Source organism: Cellulomonas sp. EB106-03-03-XG116, from assembly GCF_058792015.1.
Genome location: NZ_JBYTEP010000046.1, coordinates 1 through 18,627 on the forward strand (window position 1 = coordinate 1; position 18,627 = coordinate 18,627).

An 18,627-nucleotide genomic window follows, 5' to 3' on the forward strand; every position below is an offset into this window, starting at 1 on the left:
GGTCCAGCCGGCCCGCCGGCCGCCGCCCCGCCCGTCGCCGCTGGTCGACCGCCGTCGCCGCCCTGGCCGTGCTCGCCGCGGTCGCGGTGCCGTCGACCGTCGCGTGGCGGCAGGCCGAGCGCGCCGCCGAGGCCGAGGCCCGCGCCGACCGGATCACCGCGCTGCTCGCCGAGCCGGGCGCCCAGGTCGTGTCCGCGCCGGTCACGTCGGGCGGCACCGCCGTCGCGGTCGTCACGGCCGACGCGGCGCTGGTCACGGCGAGCGGCGTCGACGCCCCCGGCGCGGGCGAGGTCTACCAGCTCTGGGTCATGCGGGACGGCTCGCCGGTCCCGGACGCCACCACCGGCGTCACGGACGGCACGCTGCAGATCCGCACCGACGCCTACCGCACCGGCGACGCGCTCGCGCTGACGGTCGAGCCCGAGGGCGGGTCGGAGCAGCCGACGAGCGAGCCCGTGGTGGTCCTGGCCCCGGCCTGACGCGTCCCACCGAGCGCCGAGATCGGTGCCTCGCGCCGAGATCGGTGCCTGCAACCCCGATCTCGAGCGGAAGCACCGATCTCGGCGGCCGGCGGCGCTCCGTCAGTCCGCGGCGGTGTGCGCCGCGCCGCGCGGGATCACCAGCGGCGTGCCCGCGAGCGGGTCCGGGATCACCAGGCACGGCAGGCCGAACACCTCCTCGACGAGGTCGGCGGTGACCACCTCGGTCGGCCGGCCCTGCGCCACCACGGCCCCGTCCTTCATCACGACCAGGTGCGTCGCGTACCGGGCGGCGTGGTTGAGGTCGTGCAGCACCGCGACCAGCGTCGCCCCGTCGGCGTGCAGCCGGGCGAACAGGTCCATGAGCTCGATCTGGTGCGCGATGTCGAGGAACGTCGTCGGCTCGTCGAGCAGCAGGATGCCGGTCTCCTGGGCCAGCGCCATCGCCACCCACACCCGCTGCCGCTGCCCGCCGGACAGCTCGTCCACCGGCACGGCCGCCAGGTCGGTGACCCGGGTGGCGTCCATCGCGTCCGCCACGGCTCGGCGGTCGGCCTCGGACTGCTGCCGGAACAGGTTCTGGTGCGGGTACCGGCCGCGCGCGACCAGCTCGCCGACCGTGATCCCCTCCGGCGCCAGCGCCGTCTGCGGCAGCAGGCCCACCCGGCGCGCGACCTCCTTGGTGGCCATCCGGTGGATCGACGCGCCGTCGAGCACGACCTCCCCCGCGGCGGGGCGCAGCAGCCGGGCCAGCGACCGCAGCAGCGTCGACTTCCCGCACGCGTTGGGGCCGACGACCACCGTGAACGAGTCGTCGGGGATCGCCAGGCTCAGGTCCGTCGACACCGTCCTCCGCTCGTACCCGAGCGTGACCGCCTCGGCCCGCAGCCGCTCCTCGCTCACCATCGCCGCCGCGCCTCCCGCACGATCAGGGCCAGCAGGTACACCCCGCCGAGCACCACCGTCACCACACCCACCGGCAGCGCCGTGGGCAGCACGTGCTGGGCGAGCACGTCCGCACCGAGCAGCACCAGCGCCCCGGTCAGCGCGGACGCCACCAGCGGCAGCCCGGCCGACCCGGTCAGCCGCCGCGCGATCTGCGGGGCCGCGAGCGCCACGAACGCGATCGGGCCCGCGGTGGCCGTCACGGTCGCGATCAGCGCGACGCCGAGCACCACGACCGCGAGCCGCGCCGGCTCGACGCGCAGGCCGTGCGACCCGGCGGCGTCGTCGCCGAGCTCCAGCTGTCGCAGGGGCCCGCGCGCCGCCCACACCAGCGGCGTCAGCACGGCGAGCACCGCGAACGCCGGGAGCGCCTGCCCCCAGCCGACCAGCGAGATCGACCCGGCGCCCCAGATCGACGCTGCCAGCGCCACCTCGGTCTTCGCGCGCAGCAGCAGCCACACGTTCAGGCCGTGCAGCATCCCGGTCACGCCGATGCCCACGACGATCAGCCGGAAGCCCTGCACGCCGTCCCGGTACGCGAGCAGGTAGACGACCAGCGCGGTCAGCAGCCCCGCGACCAGCGCACCGGCCGACACGCCCAGCGTGCCCGCGCCCAGCACCGTCGTCACGACGAGCACGCCGGTGTACGAGCCCGTCGAGAACCCGATCACGTCCGGCGACCCGAGCGGGTTGCGCGTCAGCGACTGGAACAGCGCGCCGGAGACCGCGAGCGCCGCGCCGAACACCAGCGCCACCAGGACCCGCGGCAGCCGCCACTGGGTCACGACCGTGCTGGCGAAGCCCTGGTCGGACACCAGGGCCCGGACCACCTCGAGGACGGTCAGCGGGTAGTCGCCCAGGCCGAGCGCGACCAGGGCGAGCAGCACGGCCCCGACCGCGAGGCCGGTGACCGCGAGCCGGGACCGGCGCCGGGGGTCGGCCGGGCGCCGCGGGCCGGCCCCGGGCGTCGTCGCCACCCGCACGCCCGTCACAGCCCCGTCGCCTTCCGACGCCGCACGAGCGCGATCAGCACCGGCGCGCCCACGAACGCGGTCACGACCCCCACGGGCAGCTCGCCCGGCCACAGGAGCACCCGCGCCGCCACGTCCGCGAGCAGCACCAGCACCGGCCCCGCGACGGCGGACAGCCCGAGGATCCACCGCTGGTCCGGGCCGACCAGCCAGCGGACGACGTGCGGCACCATCAGGCCGACCAGCGTGATCGGCCCGGCCATCGCGGTCGCCCCGCCGGCCAGCAGCGTGATCGCCACCACCGACAGCACCCGGGTCCGGCCGACCGAGGCGCCGAGCGCCGTCGCCAGGTCCTCCCCCAGCCCGAGCGTGTTCAGCGCGCCGGCGACCAGCCCCGCGACCACCAGCCCGAGCAGCACGAACGGCAGCACCGGCACGACCACGTCCCAGCCGCGGCCCTCGAACGACCCCGACTCCCACGTCAGCAGCACGGCGAACCGCTCCTGGTCCGTCAGCCGCAGTGCGCCGACCACCCCGGTGAGCACCGCGCTGAGCGCGACCCCGGCGAGCGTCAGCTGGATCGGCCCGGCGTTCGACCGGCCCGCGGAGCCGACCAGGTAGACCGCCACCGTCGCCAGCAGCGCCCCGCCGAACGCGAACCACACGTACCCCGACGGGTGCGTGACCCCGAGCAGCACGACGCCCATCGCCACGGCGAACGCGGCGCCGCTCGTCACGCCCAGGATCCCGGGGTCGGCCAGCGGGTTCCGGGTGAGCGCCTGCATGAGCCCGCCCGCGACGGCCAGACCCGCGCCGACCAGCACGGCCAGCACCGTGCGCGGCAGCCGCAGCCCGACGACCGCGGCGTGGTCCGCGGGCGGCACGTCCTGGCCGGTGAGCGCGCCCCACACCGTCGACAGGCCGACCGGGCGGGACCCCACGGCCAGGCTCAGCGCGACCGCGGCGACGAGCAGGCCCAGGAGCAGCAGCAGCGCGGTGCCGCGCCGGGCGGTGGAGTACGTCGCGGGGCGGGCCGCCGCCGGGTGCGGGACGCCGACCGCGCTCACCCGGGGTTCCCGCATGTCATGAGGCTAGGCTAACCTTCCGAGGCATCCGCTCGTTCGTGACTCCGTTCCCGAAGTCCGCGGGCCCCCTCCACGAAAGGCCTTCGATGAAGTCCATGCGTGTCGCCGCCGTCGCGGCGGTCGCGGTCCTGGCCCTGAGCGCGTGCTCCGGCACCGACGACGCCGCCGGCTCGGGCGAGACTACCGCCGCGGGCGGCTCCGGCTCCGCGTCCGAGGGCACCTTCCCGGCCACCGTCGACACCAAGTTCGGCGAGGTCACCGTCGAGCAGCGGCCCGAGCGGATCGTCGCGCTCGGCTGGGGCGACGCCGAGACCGCGCTGTCCCTCGGCTACCAGCCCGTCGGCGCGTCCGACTGGCTGGCGTTCGGCGGCGACGGCGTCGGGCCGTGGGCCGAGGGCGAGTACGACGAGTCGCCCGAGATCATCGACACCCTCGAGCCGTCCTACGAGGCGATCGCCGCGCTCGAGCCCGACCTCATCCTCGACGTCAAGTCCTCGGGCGACCAGGACCGGTACGACCGGCTCTCCGAGATCGCCACCACCGTCGGCGTCCCCGAGGGCGGCGACACCTGGCTCACCACCGGGGAGGAGCAGCTCGAGCTGATCTCCGCCGCCCTCGGCGTCCCGGAGAAGGGCGAGGAGCTCCAGGCCGGCCTCGACGACGCCTTCGAGCAGGCCCGGACCGACCACCCGGACTGGGACGGCAAGACGTTCACCGCCGCCGCGCGCACCTCGGAGGGCTGGGGCGCGTACATCGAGGGCAGCGAGCGGGTGCAGTTCATGGAGAACCTCGGGTTCGAGCAGTCCCCGACCATCGCCGGGCTGCCCGTGTCCTCCTCCGGGTTCAGCGTCGACATCTCGTCCGAGCAGCTCGACCTGCTCGACGCCGACCTGATCGTCGCGTTCCCGATCTACCTCGACGCCTCCGTGATCACCGACGACCCCCAGTGGCAGGCGGTCCCGGCCGTCGCCGACGGCCGCGCGGTGATCCTCGGCAGCGAGCTGCAGTCCGCCTACTCGCTCGGCACGGTCGGCGCCCAGCAGTACGCGCTCGACAACCTCGTGCCGCTCATCGAGGACGCGCTCGGCTCCTGAGCCCGACCCGCCCCGGCGCACGGCCCGACGGGGGCGTCGCTCACACCGTGAGCGGCGTCCCCGTCAGCCGTGCGTAGGCCTCGAGGTACCGGTCCCGGGTCCGCTCCACCACGTCCGCGGGCAGCGCCGGCGGCGCGCCGTCCGCCGCGCGGTCCCAGCCCGACGCCGGCGAGGCCAGCCAGTCGCGGACGAACTGCTTGTCGAAGCTCGGCTGCGCGCGGCCCGGCTGCCACGCGTCCGCCGGCCAGAACCGCGACGAGTCGGGGGTCAGCACCTCGTCGCCGAGCGTCACGGCCCCGGTCGTCGGGTCGACGCCGAACTCCAGCTTGGTGTCCGCCAGGATCACCCCGCGCTCCCGCGCGATCCCCTCGGCCCGCGCGTAGACGGCGAGGGTGAGGTCGCGCAGCTCCTCCGCGCGCTCCCGGCCGAGCTGCCCCGCGACGACGTCCAGGCTGACGTTCTCGTCGTGCTCCCCGAGCTCCGCCTTGGTCGCGGGCGTGAAGATCGGCTCCGGCAGGCGGGAGCCGTCGACCAGGCCGGCCGGCAGCGGAATGCCGGTGACCTCGCCCGTCGCCCGGTACTCCGCCAGGCCCGAGCCGGTCAGGTAGCCGCGGGCCACGCACTCCACCGGGAACATCTGCAGCCGGCGGCACACCATCGCCCGGCCGAGCACGGGCTCCGGCACGTCGGGCGCCGCCGCGGACACGACGTGGTTCGGCACCAGGTCCGCGAGCTGGTCGAACCACCACAGGCTGAGCCGGGTCAGCACCACGCCCTTGCCGGGGATGCCGGGGCTGAGCACGTGGTCGAACGCGCTCACCCGGTCGCTCGCGACCACCAGCACGACGTCGCCGTGCGCCCCGGCCACCGCGGCCCCGGCCTCCTGGGTGGTGTCCGGGACGTACAGGTCGCGGACCTTCCCGGAGTAGGTGTGCGTCCAGCCGGGCAGCGCGGGTGCGGTCATGGGGGCCATCCTGCCGCAGCCGCGGGGGTGCCCGGCGGGGCGTCCGGGCGTCAGACCAGCGTGAGCACCCCGAGCAGCGCGACGGCGGCGCCCAGCAGCATCGACACGGTGATGAGCACCAGGTGCACCGTCAGGAACCGGGTGGGCCGCCCCTGGGCGTCCCGGGCCCGCGGGTCCTTCGCGATCCGCGCGCCGAACCGGGGCCAGACGAGCAGGCTCCAAGCGCCGGCGACGACGAGGACGAGGGACCAGGCGAGGGGCAGCTCCATGCGGGCGAGTATCCCCCGGCGAGCGTCCTCACGGTTTCCCATTTGGCGAGTGATATCTTCAGCGATATGAGAACGTCGGCGCCCGCGGCACTGCCGATCTTCCGGTCCGACCTCCAGGCCCGCCTGCTGCTGCTCCTCCTGACCTCGAACCGGGGCGACTCGGCGAGCGACCTCGCGCGCGCCACCGGCGCCCCCGTCGCGACGGTGCACCGCGAGGTGACGCGCCTCGCCGCCGCCGGTCTGCTGCGGAGCGAGCGCCGCGGACGCACGATCCTCTACCAGGCGGACGAGAGGAACCCGGCCGTCGCCCCGCTGCGCCAGCTCGTCCTCATCTCCCACGGCCCCGTCGAGCTGCTGCGCGCCGAGCTCGCCGAGGTCCCCGGGATCGTGATCGCGAAGGTGTTCGGGTCGTGGGCCGCGCGCGCTGCCGGGGAACCAGGGCCGTCGCCCGGTGACGTCGACCTGCTCGTGGTGGGGCCCGTCGAGCGACGACGCCTGTTCGCGGTGCTCGCCGACCTGGAGGACCGCATCGGCCGCCCGATCAACCCGACCGTCCTCGGCGAGGACCGGTGGCGTCGGAGCGAGGATCCTCTTGTGGACGAGATCCGGGGCCGCCCCACGATCGATATCGTCGGCGGATGACACCCGCCGAGTGGCCCCACGGGCGCGCCGAGATCGAGGCGCTGCTCCGTGAGCGCCGGCTCGAGCGGGTCCCGCCCAGCACCGAGAACGCCTCCGCGCTCATCGCGAAGGCGCGGCGCCACCTGACCACGGCGGAGACGGTGGCGTCGACCGACCCCGACATCGGCGTCGACGCGCTGCACAACGCCAACCGCAAGGCCCTGGAGGCGGTCCTGCTCGACCAGGGCCTGCGGACCACCCGCGACGGCGGGCACACGGCGCCCTACGTCGCGGCGAAGGCACAGCTGCGCACCTCGGCCCGCGGCGCGCGACCCGAGCTGTTCGTCTACGAGGTCGTGCGGCGCCTGCGCCACGGCGCCGACTACGCGAGCTACGAGATCCACCTCTCAGCGGCGGACGTCACCGACAACCTGGACGACTCGCGAGCGCTCGTGGAGATCTGCGCGCGCCTCGTCGGTCACCTGCCCGCCTTCCGCCCGAACGCCCGCTGAGGCGGGCGACGCGCCGCGGCCGTCAGCCCTCCGCGGCCGCCCGCGCGATGTCGCTGCGGTGGTGCGAGCCCGACAGGGTGATCCGGTCGACCCCTGCGTAGGCCGCCGCGCGGGCCGCCGCCAGGTCCGGGCCGGTGCCGACGACCGACAGCACGCGGCCGCCGGCGGAGACGACCGCGCCGTCCGCGCCGGCCGCCGTGCCGGCATGCAGCACGTGGACGCCCGGGACGGCCCCGGCCTCGTCGAGCCCGGTGATGACGTCGCCGGTGCGCGGCGCTTCCGGGTACCCGTGCGACGCGACCACGACGGTCACCGCGGCCTCGTCGGTCCACGCCAGCGGCGCCAGGTCGCCGAGCCCGCCGGTCGCGGCGGCGAGCAGCACGCCCGCGAGCGGCGTCGCCAGCCGGGCCAGCACCACCTGCGTCTCGGGGTCGCCGAACCGGGCGTTGAACTCCACGACGCGGGTGCCGCGGCTGGTCAGGGCGAGCCCGCAGTACAGGACGCCGACGAACGGCGTGCCGCGCCGCGCCATCTCGTCCACGGTCGGCTGGGCGACCTGGGCCACGACCTCGTCGACCAGGCCCTCGGGCGCCCACGGCAGCGGCGTGTACGCGCCCATGCCGCCGGTGTTCGGCCCGGTGTCCGCGTCGCCGACGCGCTTGAAGTCCTGCGCGGGCACCAGCGGCACCACGTGCGTGCCGTCCGACAGCACGAACAGCGAGACCTCGGGGCCGTCCAGGTAGTCCTCGACGACGACCCGGCCGCCCGGCTTGGCCAGGCAGGCGAGCGCGTGCTCCAGCGCGACGGACCGGTCCTCGGTGACGACGACGCCCTTGCCCGCGGCGAGGCCGTCGTCCTTGACGACGTACGGCGCGCCGAACGTGTCGAGCGCGGCCTCGGCGGCGGACGCCTCGGTGACGACGACAGGGTCGGCGGTCGGGACGCCGGCGGCGGCCATGACCTCCTTGGCGAACGCCTTCGAGCCCTCGAGCCGCGCGGCCTCGGCGCTCGGGCCGAACACCGGGACCCCCGCGGCCCGCACCGCGTCGGCGACGCCCGCGACGAGCGGCGCCTCCGGGCCCACGACGACCAGGTCGGCGCCCAGCGAGGTCGCGAGGGCGGCGACCGCCGCGCCGTCCAGCGGGTCGACCGCGTGCAACGTCGCGAGCGCGCCGATGCCCGGGTTGCCGGGTGCGGCGTGCAGGTCGGTCACCTGCGGGTCGCGGGACAGGGCCAGGGTGAGGGCATGCTCGCGGGCGCCGGTCCCGACGACGAGGATCTTCACGACGCCGACCCTACCGAGGTCGCGCTCAGCCCCGCCCGGCCGTCCACGCCGACCGGGCGCCCCCGTCCGCACGGACCTCGTCCAGCACCTCCAGCACCTGCTCGACCACCACGTCCGGCCGGTCGCGCGGCACGAGGTGCCCGCTCCCCTCCGCGACGACGAGCGCGGCCCGCGAGGAGAGCCCGAGCATGCGGCGCTGCCCGTCCTGCCAGATCCGCTCCAGCTCGGCGCCGCCGCGCGCGGAGATCCCCGCGGCGGCGTAGTCCTGGGGCTCGCCGCGGGCGATGATCCGCACCGGGAGGTCGCCCAGGTCCTGGCCGCGGACGGCGTCCTCGGTCGACCCGATCAGGTCGGCCTCCTCCTGCCGCGCGGCGAAGAACGCGGGGGTGGCGACGACGTCGAGGAACCGTTCCTGCTCCGCCGGGTCGACCATGCCGGCGAGGAGCTGGTCGGCGAGCAGCCGGAGCGCCCCGGTGCGCTGGAGCGCCCCCAGGGCCCACGCGGGCGGGTCGGCGCGCCGGCCCTCCGCCGCGAGCACCTCCGCGGTGGCCCGGGCGTCGTCCTCGGGCCGGGCGTCGACGAGCACCAGCCCGGCGACGTCCTCCGGGGCCCGCTCGGCGAGGAGCCGGGCGAACAGCCCGCCCATCGAGTGGCCGACCACGACGGACGGGCCGGCGAGCCCGGCGGCGTCGAGCGCGGCGCGCAGGTCGGCGACGACCGCCTCGCCGGTGCGCGGCTCCGCGGACGGCTCGCTCCAGGCGTACCCGGCGCGGTCGTACGCCACGACGGTGGTGTGCCCGGCCAGGGCGTCGGCGACGGCCTCCCAGCCGAGGGACGTCTCGCCGCTGCCGGCCTCGAGCACGACGACCGGCGACCCGGCGCCCCGGACGTCCAGGTGCAGGGCGTGGTCGCCGACGTCGACCAGCCGCCCGGGGGGCGGGTAGCGGTCCGCGGCGCCGCGGGCCGACCACGCCTCGTACCCGGCGCCGGCGAGCGGCAGGGCGAGGAGGGTCAGCGCGACGGCGAGCGCGGTCCGGCGGAGCAGGGTCCGGGGGCGGTGACGGGTGGTGCGCACCCCTGCACCGTCCCCCGGCGCGGGGACCCGCCGCGTCGTCGGGACGACGGATCTGCCCGGACCGCGTCCTCCGTCCGGCGGAGCCCCGCGGCGGGTCAGCCCAGCAGGTCGTGGATCGCGACGGTCGCCTCGCGCCCCGGGCCGACGCCGACCGCGGAGATCCGGGTGCCGCTGATCTCCTCGAGCCGCGCCAGGTACCGCTGCGCGTTGACCGGCAGGTCGGAGAGCTCCCGCGCACCGGAGATGTCCTCGGTCCAGCCGTCCAGGTACTCGTAGACCGGCGTCGCGTGGTGGTAGTCGCTCTGGTCGTCCGGCATCTCGTCGAACCGGCGGCCGTCGACGTCGTACGCCACGGCGACCGGGATCTTGTCCCGGCCGGTGAGCACGTCGAGCTTGGTGACGACCAGGTCGGTCAGGCCGTTGATGCGCGAGGAGTACCGGGCCACGACCGCGTCGTACCAGCCGGTGCGGCGGGGGCGGCCGGTGGTGGTGCCGAACTCGCCGCCGGTCTGCCGGAGCCACTCGCCGTCCTCGTCGAACAGCTCCGTCGGGTACGGGCCCTCGCCGACGCGGGTCGTGTAGGCCTTCGCGACGCCGACGACCCGGTCGATGCGGGTCGGGCCGATGCCGGAGCCGGTGCACGCGCCGCCCGCGGTCGCCGACGACGACGTGACGAACGGGTACGTGCCGTGGTCGATGTCGAGCATCGTGGCCTGGCCGGCCTCGAACACCAGCGTCTTGCCGGCGTCCAGCGCCTGGTTCAGCACCAGCGGGGTGTCCGCGACGTACGGGCGCAGCCGCTCCGCGTAGCCCAGCAGGTCCTCGACCGTCTCGTCGACCGTGATCGCGCGGCGGTTGTAGACCTTCACCAGCAGGTGGTTCTTCTGGTCGAGGGCGCCCTCGACCTTCTGCCGCAGGATGTTCTCGTCGAACAGGTCCTGGATCCGGATGCCGACCCGGTTGATCTTGTCCGCGTAGGCGGGGCCGATGCCGCGGCCGGTCGTGCCGATCTTCCGCTTGCCGAGGAACCGCTCGGTGACCTTGTCGACCGTGCGGTGGTACGGGGCGATGACGTGCGCCGCGGAGGACACGAGGAGCCGCTCGGCGGACACCCCGCGGGCCTCCAGCGCGTCGATCTCCTCGAACAGCACCTCGATGTCGATGACGACGCCGTTGCCGATGACCGGCACGACGCCCGGCGACAGGATGCCGGACGGCAGCAGGTGCAGGGCGTACTTCTCGCCGTTCACGACCACGGTGTGCCCGGCGTTGTTGCCGCCGTTGAACTTCACGACGTAGTCGATCCGCGACCCGAGCTGGTCGGTCGCCTTGCCCTTGCCCTCGTCGCCCCACTGGGTCCCGAGCACCACGACGGCCGGCATGTGATCACCACTCCCACCCTGCCTCGCGGCGGCACCCGCAGCGGTGCCGAGCGGCGTGGCTCGGGCGCGGGAGGTCCGGGCACGGGGCGGCAGGCGACCCCAGTACCTCCGAAAGGCTACCGGAGCCGCGTGATCACCGTCCGGACGACGCGGACGCCCCTGGGTGCCCGCGTCGCCCGACGACGGTCAGCGCAGGCCCGCGACCTCCGCCGCGGAGGTGCCCGAGTCGGCGAGGAACTGCGCGCAGCGCGCGGCCTCCTCGTCCTCCTCGATGGCCTCGGCGGCCTCGGCGAGCGCGAGCAGCGCGCGCAGGAAGCCCTGGTTGGGCTCGTGGTCGGCCGGGATCGGGCCCTGGCCGCGCCAGCCCGCGCGGCGCAGCGCGTCCAGGCCGCGGTGGTAGCCGGTCCGCGCGTACGCGTAGGCGGCGACCGGGTCGCCCTCGTCGCCCAGCGCGCGCTCGGCGAGCAGCGCCCAGGCGAGCGACGAGGCGGGGGCGCGGCGGGCGGCGTCGCGCGGGTCGCCCCCGGCGGTGAGCACGGCGCGCGCGTCGGCGTCGGCCCCCTCCGGGAGGCGGGTGGGCTCGGGTCCGAGGAGGTTGGCTCCGGTCATGCCGCCAGTGTCTCAGGCAGCGCGTGCGTGGTCCCGGCATGCGCCGGTGCGCGGCACGTGGTTACAGTCGTCCAACCCGTGCCCCCCACGTCGAAGGTCCCCCCATGATCGAGATCGCCACCTCGGCCGCGACGACCACCCTCGTCATCGCCGGCGACCTCGACCTGGCCGAGCGCGACCAGTTCCCCGAGATCGCCGCCCGCGTGGTCGGCCTCCGGCGCCAGCTGCTCGTCATCGACATGTGCGACGTGACGTTCATGGACTCGACCGGCGCGGCGTTCCTCATCTCGCTCGCCGACGCGAGCCGCAAGCGCGGCGGCGCGACCGTGCTGCGCGGCGCGGACCCGCGCGACCTGTTCGTGCTGGAGATCTGCGGCGCGCTGGAGCTGTTCCGGATCGACGCCGACCACCGCTGCGCCCCGGCCGAGGCGGACGCCGACCCGGGCGCCGTGGCGCAGGACGCGTCCACCGGCGTCTGACGCCGCCCACGGACCCGGGCAGGCGGCAGGTCCGCTAGACCCCGCCCCGCGGCCCCTCGAGCACCGACGGCTCCGTCGGCCGGACCCGCGCCCACACGACCTTGCCGCCGCGCGACGGCCGCCAGCCCCAGTCGGCCAGCCGCTCGACGATCCGCATGCCGAAGCCGCCGATCCGCCCCGGGTGCCCCTCGGTGGCCACGGGCGGGGTCGGGTTGGAGTCCTCGACCTCGATCCGCAGCCCCTCGCCGGTGTCGTGCAGGCGGAGCGTGACCCGGCCCCAGCCGTGCAGGACCGCGTTGGCGACCAGCTCCGAGACCACGAGCTCCGCGTTCGACGCGTCGCCGAGCTCCCAGGCGTGCGAGGTCCGGAGCACCGCGTGCCGGGCGCGCGCGATGGACCCGGGCTCGCTGGGCAGCTGCCAGCGCCGGCTCCGGACGTTGCCGCCGTGCCCGGACGTGTCGGTGAGGTCGGGGATGCGCACGACGACGACCGCGACGTCGTCCTCGGGGCTGTCGGCGAGCCGGGCGAGCAGCTCCTCGCCGATGCCCGCGGCGTCGACGGCGGTCGCGCCCGCGGCCACCTCGCGCAGCGCGGCGAGCCCGTCGGGCAGGGCGCGGTCCCGGCGCTCGATGAGCCCGTCCGTGTAGAAGACCAGGACGTCGCCGGGGCGCAGGTCGTGCCGCGCGGTCCGGCGGTGCCCGTCGCCGAAGCCGATGAGCGGGCCGCCGGCCTCGTCGAGCAGCGTGACCGCGCCGTCCCGCACCAGCAGCGCGGGCAGGTGGCCGGCCCGGGAGTACTCCAGGTGCCAGGTCGGGCAGGCGGCGTCCCCGCCGTCCCGCCGGGTGAGCGTCGTGAGCACCAGGCCCGCCGACCGCGGGATGCGCATGCCGCCGACGAGCTGGTCCACGCGCTCGAGCACGGGACCGGGCTCGGTCACCTCGAAGGCGTAGGCCCGCACGACCGACCGGAGCTGGCCCATGGCCGCCGCCGCCTCGACGTCGTGGCCGACGACGTCGCCGATCACCACGCCGACCACGTCCTCGGCGATCTGCGCGACGTCGTACCAGTCGCCGCCCACCTGGGCGTAGACGACGTTCGGCGCGTAGTACGACCAGACGTCCAGGCCCTCGACCTCGGCCTGCTCCGGGAGCATGGCGCGCTGCAGGGTCTCCGCCACCCGGTGCTCGCGGGCGTACAGCCGCACGTTCTCCATGGCGAGGCCGACCCGGCGCGCGGTCAGCGACAGGATCGTGCGGGTGCGCTCGTCGACGCCTCCGCGGGCGGGGGCGTCGTGCACGAGGTCCGGTCCGGCCGGCGGGCGCGGGACCACGGCGAGCAGGCCGAGCACGCGGTGCCGGCCGGGCAGCGGCAGCACCGCGACGTGCCCCACGTCGCCGGGCACCCGCGCGCGCAGGTCGGCCGCCAGCCACGCCGACGCCGTGCCGGGCGGGTGGGGCGCGTCGGTGTCCAGGTCGAGGACGAGGTGCGACTCGCCCTCCCCGTCCAGCAGCCGCTGCACGGGGTCGTCGCCCGCGGGTCGCGCGCCGCGACGGGCGACGAACGGCACGCCCGTCCCGGCGGGACCGTGCCGGCGGCCGGAGGCGCGGGGGGCCCGGGTGACGTCGACGCCGTCCGCGGCCTGCAGGCCGTCGTCGTCGACGTAGAACCCCGCCCAGCCGACGACGCGGTGCGCGAGCAGCTCGGCGATGGCCCGCAGGCCGTACGGGTCGTCCAGGTCCATGACCAGGTCGGACACGGCCCCGATGAGCGCCAGGTCCTCGCTCTCCCGGCGCACCACCTCGACCTCCGCGGCGACCGCGGCGTCCCGGTCCACCTGGTCGGTGACGTCCACGAGCGCGGCGACCCAGTGCGTGGGCTCGGCGGCGCCCTCGGCGGTCACGGGCGTCACCACGGTGCGCGCCCAGAACCAGTCGCCCCCGGCGCGACGCAGCCGGAGCAGCGCGGACGTGGCGCGCCGGTCCAGGACGGCGGCCTGGAGCTGGTGCAGGCCGGACGCGTCCTCGGCCGACATCGCGATGAGGTCGACGGCGGGCCCGGCGACGTCGTCGAGCGTGAGGCCGGTGGCGTCGGTGAACGAGCGGTTCACCCAGACGACGGGCCAGCGGGGCGGCTCCGCGGCGACCACCAGGACCGGCATCCCGACGATCTGGCCCACCGCGCGCCCGATGGAGTCGACGGTCCCCTCGGGCCCGTCCCCGGGCGTGGAGTTGACCACCACCGCCTCCGATCGTCTAGCGTCTCCGACAGGTCCCGGTGCAGCAACCCGCCGGGACGGTGGCCGACAGACCGGCGCGGCCGGCGCGGCCGCCACCCGGACGGGAGGGAGCATCGTGCGCGACGGTAACAGCACACCCCCGGGCGGGCTCGCCGGGGACCAGGGCGCGGAAGCCGCGGCGACGGCACCCGCTCCCGGCGACGCAGCCGGGGAGCCGGGCTCGGTGCACGTCATCCTGTCCCCCGACCGGACCACGATCGTCCTGTCGGGCGAGGTCGACGCCGACCTCGGCCCGGACCTGGCCCAGGCGACCACGGACGCCGAGCAGGCCGGCGTGCCGATCGAGGTCGACGCGCACCACGTGACGTTCATGGACTCGTCGGGCGTGGCGTTCCTCGCCCGCCTGGCCATGCGGACCCCGCACCGGGTGCGGCTCCTGCACGTGCCGCCGACGGTGCAGTTCCTGCTCGAGGTCACCCGGATCGGCGAGCTGCTCGACGTGGTCGAGGACGACCACCGGTCCTGAGCGGCCCCGCACCCCGCACGACGCCCCGCACGCACGAGGGCCCGGTCACCGTCACGGTGACCGGGCCCTCGTCGCGTCGGTCCCCGCGCGGGCCCGACGGTGGGATCAGCGCAGGCGCTGGCCCGCCGAGCGCAGCTGCTGCGCGGCCTCGACGATGCGGGCGGCCATGCCGGCCTCGGCCAGCTTGCCCCAGGCGCGCGGGTCGTAGGCCTTCTTGTTGCCGACCTCGCCGTCGACCTTCAGGACGCCGTCGTAGTTGCTGAACATGTGGCCGACCACGGGACGCGTGAACGCGTACTGGGTGTCGGTGTCGATGTTCATCTTGATGACGCCGTTGTCGACCGCCTCGGAGATCTCCGCGGCCGTGGAGCCGGAACCGCCGTGGAACACGAGGTCGAACGGGTTCTCCTTGCCGATCTCCGCGCCGACGGCCTTCTGGATGTCCGCGAGGATCGACGGGCGCAGCTTGACGGCACCCGGCTTGTACACGCCGTGCACGTTGCCGAAGGTGAGGGCCGTCAGGTAGCGGCCCTTCTCGCCGGCGCCGAGGGCGCGGACCGTCGCCAGGCCGTCCTCGGCCGTGGTGTAGAGCTTCTCGTTGATCTCGGCCTCGTGGCCGTCCTCCTCGCCGCCCACGACGCCGACCTCGATCTCGAGGATCGTGCGCGCGGCCTGCGACAGCTCGAGCAGCTCGGCCGCGATGACGAGGTTCTCGTCCAGCGGGATGTCGGAGCCGTCGAACATGTGCGACTGGAAGGTCGGGTTCTTGCCGGCCGCGACCTCCTCGGCCTCCAGGGCCAGGAGCGGGCGGACCCAGGAGTCCAGGTTCTTCTTGACGCAGTGGTCGGTGTGCAGGGCGACCGTGATGCCGTAGCCCTTGGCGACCTCGGTGGCGTACGCGGCGAGCGCGCGGGTGCCCGAGACGCGGTCCTTGACCGTGGAGCCCGACGCGTACTCGGCGCCACCGACGGAGACCTGGAGGATGCCGTCCGACTCCGCCTCGGCGAAGCCCTGCAGCGCGGCGGTGATGGTCTGGGAGGACGTGATGTTCACGGCCGGGTAGGCGAACTTGCCCGCCTTCGCCCGGTCGATCATCTCGGCGTACACCTCGGGGGTGGCGATGGGCATCGCAGCAGCTCCAAAGAGAGTGGGGTTTCGCTTTCTCCCCAAGTCTGGCACGTCCTGCGCGCAGGCCGGGCGGGACGTCCTGCCCACGAGACGCCGGTCGAGGTCAGGCCGGGGGCGGTCCCGCGTGCCGGACCGCCCACGCGTGCATCGCGATCGCGGCCGCCGCCCCCGCGTTGATCGACCGCGTCGAGCCGTACTGGTCGATGTGCAGCACGGCGTCGGCGCCGGCCCGCGCCGCGTCGGACAGCCCCGCGGACTCCTGGCCGAACAGCAGGACGCACGCCCGCGGCACCGGGTGGCCGTCGAGCGGGACGGAGCCCGGCACGTTGTCGACGCCGAGCACCGGGAGGGCGCCGCCGCCCGGGCCCGCCGTCGCGGCCCACGCGAGCAGGTGCTCGACGTCCGGGTGGTGGTGCACGTGCAGGTAGCGGTCGGTGACCATCGCGCCGCGGCGGTTCCACCGGCGCCGGCCGACGACGTGCACGCCCGCCGCGTTGAACGCGTTGGCGGTGCGCACCACCGAGCCGATGTTGAAGTCGTGCGCCCAGTTCTCGATGGCCACGTGGAACGGGTGCCGGCGGGTGTCCAGGTCGGCGACGACGGCCTCGACGGTCCAGTACCGGTACCGGTCGGCGACGTTGCGGCGGTCGCCGTGCGCGAGCAGCTCGGGGTCCAGGCGCGGGTCGTCGGGCCAGGCGTCCGGGCCGCCGGGCCAGGGGCCGACGCCGACCTCCTCGGGCTCGCGGGGGTCGGGGTGCGCGGGCTCGCGCGGGTCGCCGTCCGCGGGCCCGAGCCCCCCGGCGGTCATACCAGGTCCACGGTCAGGGCCGCCGCCGACGCCCGGGCGCGCTCCCGGGCCTGCGCGACGTCGGCGCCCCGGGCGACCGCGACCGCGACGCGCCGCCGGCCCGCCACGGACGGCTTCCCGAACAGCCGCACCTGCGCGGTGGGCACCGCGAGCGCCGCGTCGACGCCCGAGAACCGCGGCACGCCGTCGCCCTCGGCGAGGACCGCGCACGAGGCCGCCGGCCCGAGCTCGTGGACGTCGCCCGCCGGGAGCCCGAGCACCGCGCGGGCGTGCAGGGCGAACTCCGAGAGGTCCTGGGACGCGAGCGTGACGAGCCCGGTGTCGTGCGGGCGCGGCGACACCTCGGAGAACAGCACCCGGTCCCCGACGACGAACAGCTCGACGCCGAACAGCCCCCAGCCGCCGAGCGCGTCGGTCACGGCGGCGGCGACCCGCTGCGCCTCGGCGAGCGTGCCGGGCGGGAGCGGCGCGGGCTGCCACGACTCGCGGTAGTCGCCGTCGACCTGCACGTGCCCGACCGGGGCGCAGAACGTGGTGCCCCCGACGTGCCGGACGGTGAGCAGGGTGATCTCCGAGTCGAACCGCACGAAGCCCTCGACGATCACCCGGACCGCGGCACCGTCGTCGGCGGTGGCCCGGCCCCCGGACTGCGCGTACGCCCAGGCCGCCTCGACGTCCGCCGCGCCCCGGACCACCGACTGCCCCTTGCCCGACGACGACATGACGGGCTTGACCACGCACGGCAGCCCGACCGCCTCGACGGCGTCCCGCAGCGCGTCGAGGTCGTCGACGAACCGGTAGGGCGACGTGGGCAGGCCGAGCTCCTCCGCGGCCAGCCGCCGGATGCCCTCGCGATCCATCGTCAGGACGGTGGCGCGCGCGGTCGGCACCACCCGGACCCCGGCGGCCTCGACCTCGGCGAGCACGTGCGTCGCGATGGCCTCGATCTCCGGGACCACGACGTGCGGGCGCTCGGCGTCGAGGACGGCCCGCAGCGCGGCCGGGTCGAGCATGTCGACGACGTGCGACCGGTGCGCCACCTGCATCGCGGGGGCGTCGGGGTACCGGTCGACGGCGACCACCTCGACCCCGAGCCGCTGGAGCTCGATCGCGACCTCCTTGCCGAGCTCGCCCGAGCCGAGCAGCAGGACCCGGGTCGCGCCGGGGGTCAGCGGGGTGCCGAGGACGCCGGGCTCGCCGGCCTGCGGGGAGGTCGTCACGCCGGCCATCCTGTCGCACCGCCGGGGCGCGGCGGCACCCCGGCCGGGCGCCTCCCGCACCGCGCGCACCACCCACGGCGGGCGGACCACCCACACAGGACCTGCACCCCGGGCACCCGGGGTCCCGACGCCCGCCCCGTACGCTGAGGCCCATGCCTGCGTCAGCCGCGCTCGTCTCGCTCGTCCCTGCCCTCGGTGCCCAGCCGGCGCTGCTGCCGGACTGGCTCGACGCGGAGCACCTCATCTCCTCGTTCGGCTCGTACGCGCTGATCGGGATCGTCGTCGTCGTGTTCATCGAGACGGGGCTGCTGTTCCCGCTGCTGCCCGGCGACTCGCTGCTGTTCACCGCGGGCGCGCTCGTCGCCCAGGACGCGCTCGACTTCCCGCTCTGGCTGCTGTGCGTGCTGCTGTTCGCGGCGGCGTTCCTCGGCGACCAGGTGGCCTACTTCATCGGCAACAAGGTCGGGCCGCGGCTGTTCCGCCGGCCGGACTCGAAGATCTTCAAGCAGCAGTACATCGACCAGACCTACGCCTACTTCGACAAGTACGGCGGCCGGACGGTGATCCTGGCCCGGTTCGTGCCGATCGTGCGCACCTACGCCCCGGTCGCCGCGGGCGTCGGCGGCATGCGGTACCGGACGTTCGTCTCGTACAACGTGGTCGGCGCGCTGCTGTGGGGCGTGGGCGTGACCGTCCTCGGCTACCTGCTCGGCACGATCTCGTTCGTCCGGGACAACATCGAGGCGCTGGCCGTGCTGATCGTCCTGGTCTCGGTGATCCCCGTGGGGATCGAGCTGTGGCGCGGCCGCCGGGCGGCGACGCGCGGCCAGGTCACCGCGGAGGGCCGGGACGAGCGGTACGACGAGCCCGCCGAGCGGGCCGCCGTCGAGCGGAAGGCGTTCGACCGGTGACCGCCCGGCCGATCACCTCCTGGCTGTC

General features: G+C 75.7%; 20 protein-coding genes. 7 read left to right on the top strand and 13 right to left on the bottom strand.

Annotated features, from left to right (window positions below):
- Positions 1–479: anti-sigma factor (locus AC3WUG_RS15225; RefSeq protein ID WP_492328442.1), on the top strand; the 479-nt coding region annotated here is incomplete at its 5' end.
- Positions 480–581: 102 nt separating this feature from the next.
- On the opposite strand, the gene AC3WUG_RS15230 is transcribed toward AC3WUG_RS15225, so the two are convergent.
- The 3 genes from AC3WUG_RS15230 to AC3WUG_RS15240 are packed head-to-tail and all read right to left on the bottom strand — an operon-like array spanning position 582 to position 3,477.
- Entirely contained in the window at positions 582–1,385 is an 804-nt protein-coding gene (locus tag AC3WUG_RS15230; protein ID WP_492328443.1) for an ABC transporter ATP-binding protein, read from the bottom strand.
- Positions 1,379–2,407 (bottom strand): FecCD family ABC transporter permease, encoded by a 1,029-nt coding sequence (locus AC3WUG_RS15235; protein ID WP_492328470.1) that lies wholly within the window; start codon positions 2,405–2,407, stop codon positions 1,379–1,381. The genes AC3WUG_RS15230 and AC3WUG_RS15235 overlap by 7 nt, the downstream gene beginning before the upstream one ends.
- 5 nt (positions 2,408–2,412) lie before the next feature.
- Positions 2,413–3,477, bottom strand: a complete 1,065-nt coding sequence (locus tag AC3WUG_RS15240; protein ID WP_492328444.1) for a FecCD family ABC transporter permease — start codon at positions 3,475–3,477, stop codon at positions 2,413–2,415.
- 89 nt (positions 3,478–3,566) lie between these two features.
- Here AC3WUG_RS15240 and AC3WUG_RS15245 point away from each other — a divergent pair, with 89 nt between their 5' ends.
- Positions 3,567–4,574, top strand: coding sequence for an iron-siderophore ABC transporter substrate-binding protein (locus AC3WUG_RS15245; RefSeq protein WP_492328445.1), 1,008 nt, complete (start codon positions 3,567–3,569; stop codon positions 4,572–4,574).
- Positions 4,575–4,614: 40 nt separating this feature from the next.
- Here the strand turns inward: AC3WUG_RS15245 and AC3WUG_RS15250 are convergent, their stop codons facing one another.
- Both AC3WUG_RS15250 and AC3WUG_RS15255 read right to left on the bottom strand, forming a co-directional pair.
- Positions 4,615–5,547: a phosphoribosylaminoimidazolesuccinocarboxamide synthase gene (locus tag AC3WUG_RS15250; RefSeq protein WP_492328446.1), complete on the bottom strand. Its 933-nt coding sequence runs from the start codon at positions 5,545–5,547 to the stop codon at positions 4,615–4,617.
- 41 nt (positions 5,548–5,588) lie between these two features.
- Positions 5,589–5,807 carry an SCO4848 family membrane protein gene (locus AC3WUG_RS15255; RefSeq protein ID WP_158369995.1) on the bottom strand — a complete coding sequence of 73 codons (219 nt, stop codon included), beginning with the start codon at positions 5,805–5,807 and terminating at the stop codon, positions 5,589–5,591.
- Between the two features lie 66 nt (positions 5,808–5,873).
- On the opposite strand from AC3WUG_RS15255, the gene AC3WUG_RS15260 reads away from it, so the two are divergent.
- Complete coding sequence (locus AC3WUG_RS15260) at positions 5,874–6,449, top strand: MarR family transcriptional regulator (RefSeq protein WP_492328447.1); 576 nt, start codon at positions 5,874–5,876, stop codon at positions 6,447–6,449.
- Positions 6,446–6,940, top strand: a complete 495-nt coding sequence (locus AC3WUG_RS15265; RefSeq protein WP_492328448.1) for a hypothetical protein — start codon at positions 6,446–6,448, stop codon at positions 6,938–6,940. Before AC3WUG_RS15260 ends, AC3WUG_RS15265 begins: the two co-directional genes overlap by 4 nt.
- Positions 6,941–6,962: 22 nt before the next feature.
- Here AC3WUG_RS15265 and purD read toward each other — a convergent pair whose 3' ends face one another.
- The 4 genes from purD to AC3WUG_RS15285 all read right to left on the bottom strand — a co-directional run bounded on the left by purD (position 6,963) and on the right by AC3WUG_RS15285 (position 11,291).
- Positions 6,963–8,225, bottom strand: coding sequence for a phosphoribosylamine--glycine ligase (gene purD, locus AC3WUG_RS15270; RefSeq protein WP_492328449.1), 1,263 nt, complete (start codon positions 8,223–8,225; stop codon positions 6,963–6,965).
- 25 nt (positions 8,226–8,250) lie between these two features.
- Positions 8,251–9,300 carry an alpha/beta fold hydrolase gene (locus AC3WUG_RS15275; RefSeq protein WP_492328450.1) on the bottom strand — a complete coding sequence of 350 codons (1,050 nt, stop codon included), beginning with the start codon at positions 9,298–9,300 and terminating at the stop codon, positions 8,251–8,253.
- 95 nt (positions 9,301–9,395) lie between these two features.
- Complete coding sequence (locus tag AC3WUG_RS15280) at positions 9,396–10,682, bottom strand: adenylosuccinate synthase (protein WP_492328451.1); 1,287 nt, start codon at positions 10,680–10,682, stop codon at positions 9,396–9,398.
- 186 nt (positions 10,683–10,868) lie between these two features.
- Positions 10,869–11,291 (bottom strand): DUF3151 domain-containing protein, encoded by a 423-nt coding sequence (locus AC3WUG_RS15285; RefSeq protein WP_492328452.1) that lies wholly within the window; start codon positions 11,289–11,291, stop codon positions 10,869–10,871.
- A 104-nt stretch (positions 11,292–11,395) separates the two neighbouring features.
- On the opposite strand from AC3WUG_RS15285, the gene AC3WUG_RS15290 reads away from it, so the two are divergent.
- Positions 11,396–11,770 (top strand): STAS domain-containing protein, encoded by a 375-nt coding sequence (locus tag AC3WUG_RS15290; RefSeq protein ID WP_492328453.1) that lies wholly within the window; start codon positions 11,396–11,398, stop codon positions 11,768–11,770.
- A gap of 34 nt (positions 11,771–11,804) precedes the next feature.
- Here the strand turns inward: AC3WUG_RS15290 and AC3WUG_RS15295 are convergent, their stop codons facing one another.
- Positions 11,805–14,009 carry a SpoIIE family protein phosphatase gene (locus AC3WUG_RS15295; RefSeq protein WP_492328454.1) on the bottom strand — a complete coding sequence of 735 codons (2,205 nt, stop codon included), beginning with the start codon at positions 14,007–14,009 and terminating at the stop codon, positions 11,805–11,807.
- Between the two features lie 112 nt (positions 14,010–14,121).
- Between AC3WUG_RS15295 and AC3WUG_RS15300 the strand changes: the two genes are divergently transcribed.
- Positions 14,122–14,532, top strand: coding sequence for an STAS domain-containing protein (locus tag AC3WUG_RS15300; RefSeq protein ID WP_492328455.1), 411 nt, complete (start codon positions 14,122–14,124; stop codon positions 14,530–14,532).
- A gap of 105 nt (positions 14,533–14,637) precedes the next feature.
- Here the strand turns inward: AC3WUG_RS15300 and fbaA are convergent, their stop codons facing one another.
- The 3 genes from fbaA to purT all read right to left on the bottom strand — a co-directional run bounded on the left by fbaA (position 14,638) and on the right by purT (position 17,688).
- Positions 14,638–15,660, bottom strand: a complete 1,023-nt coding sequence (gene fbaA / locus AC3WUG_RS15305; RefSeq protein WP_492328456.1) for a class II fructose-bisphosphate aldolase — start codon at positions 15,658–15,660, stop codon at positions 14,638–14,640.
- Between the two features lie 103 nt (positions 15,661–15,763).
- Positions 15,764–16,468, bottom strand: a complete 705-nt coding sequence (locus AC3WUG_RS15310; RefSeq protein WP_492328457.1) for a TrmH family RNA methyltransferase — start codon at positions 16,466–16,468, stop codon at positions 15,764–15,766.
- The gene (gene purT / locus AC3WUG_RS15315) at positions 16,465–17,688 is read right to left on the bottom strand and encodes a formate-dependent phosphoribosylglycinamide formyltransferase (protein ID WP_492328458.1); all 1,224 of its coding nucleotides are present in this window, start codon (positions 17,686–17,688) and stop codon (positions 16,465–16,467) included. The genes AC3WUG_RS15310 and purT overlap by 4 nt, the downstream gene beginning before the upstream one ends.
- 152 nt (positions 17,689–17,840) lie before the next feature.
- Between purT and AC3WUG_RS15320 the strand changes: the two genes are divergently transcribed.
- Positions 17,841–18,599, top strand: a complete 759-nt coding sequence (locus AC3WUG_RS15320; RefSeq protein ID WP_492328459.1) for a VTT domain-containing protein — start codon at positions 17,841–17,843, stop codon at positions 18,597–18,599.
- Positions 18,600–18,627: the final 28 nt, after the last annotated feature.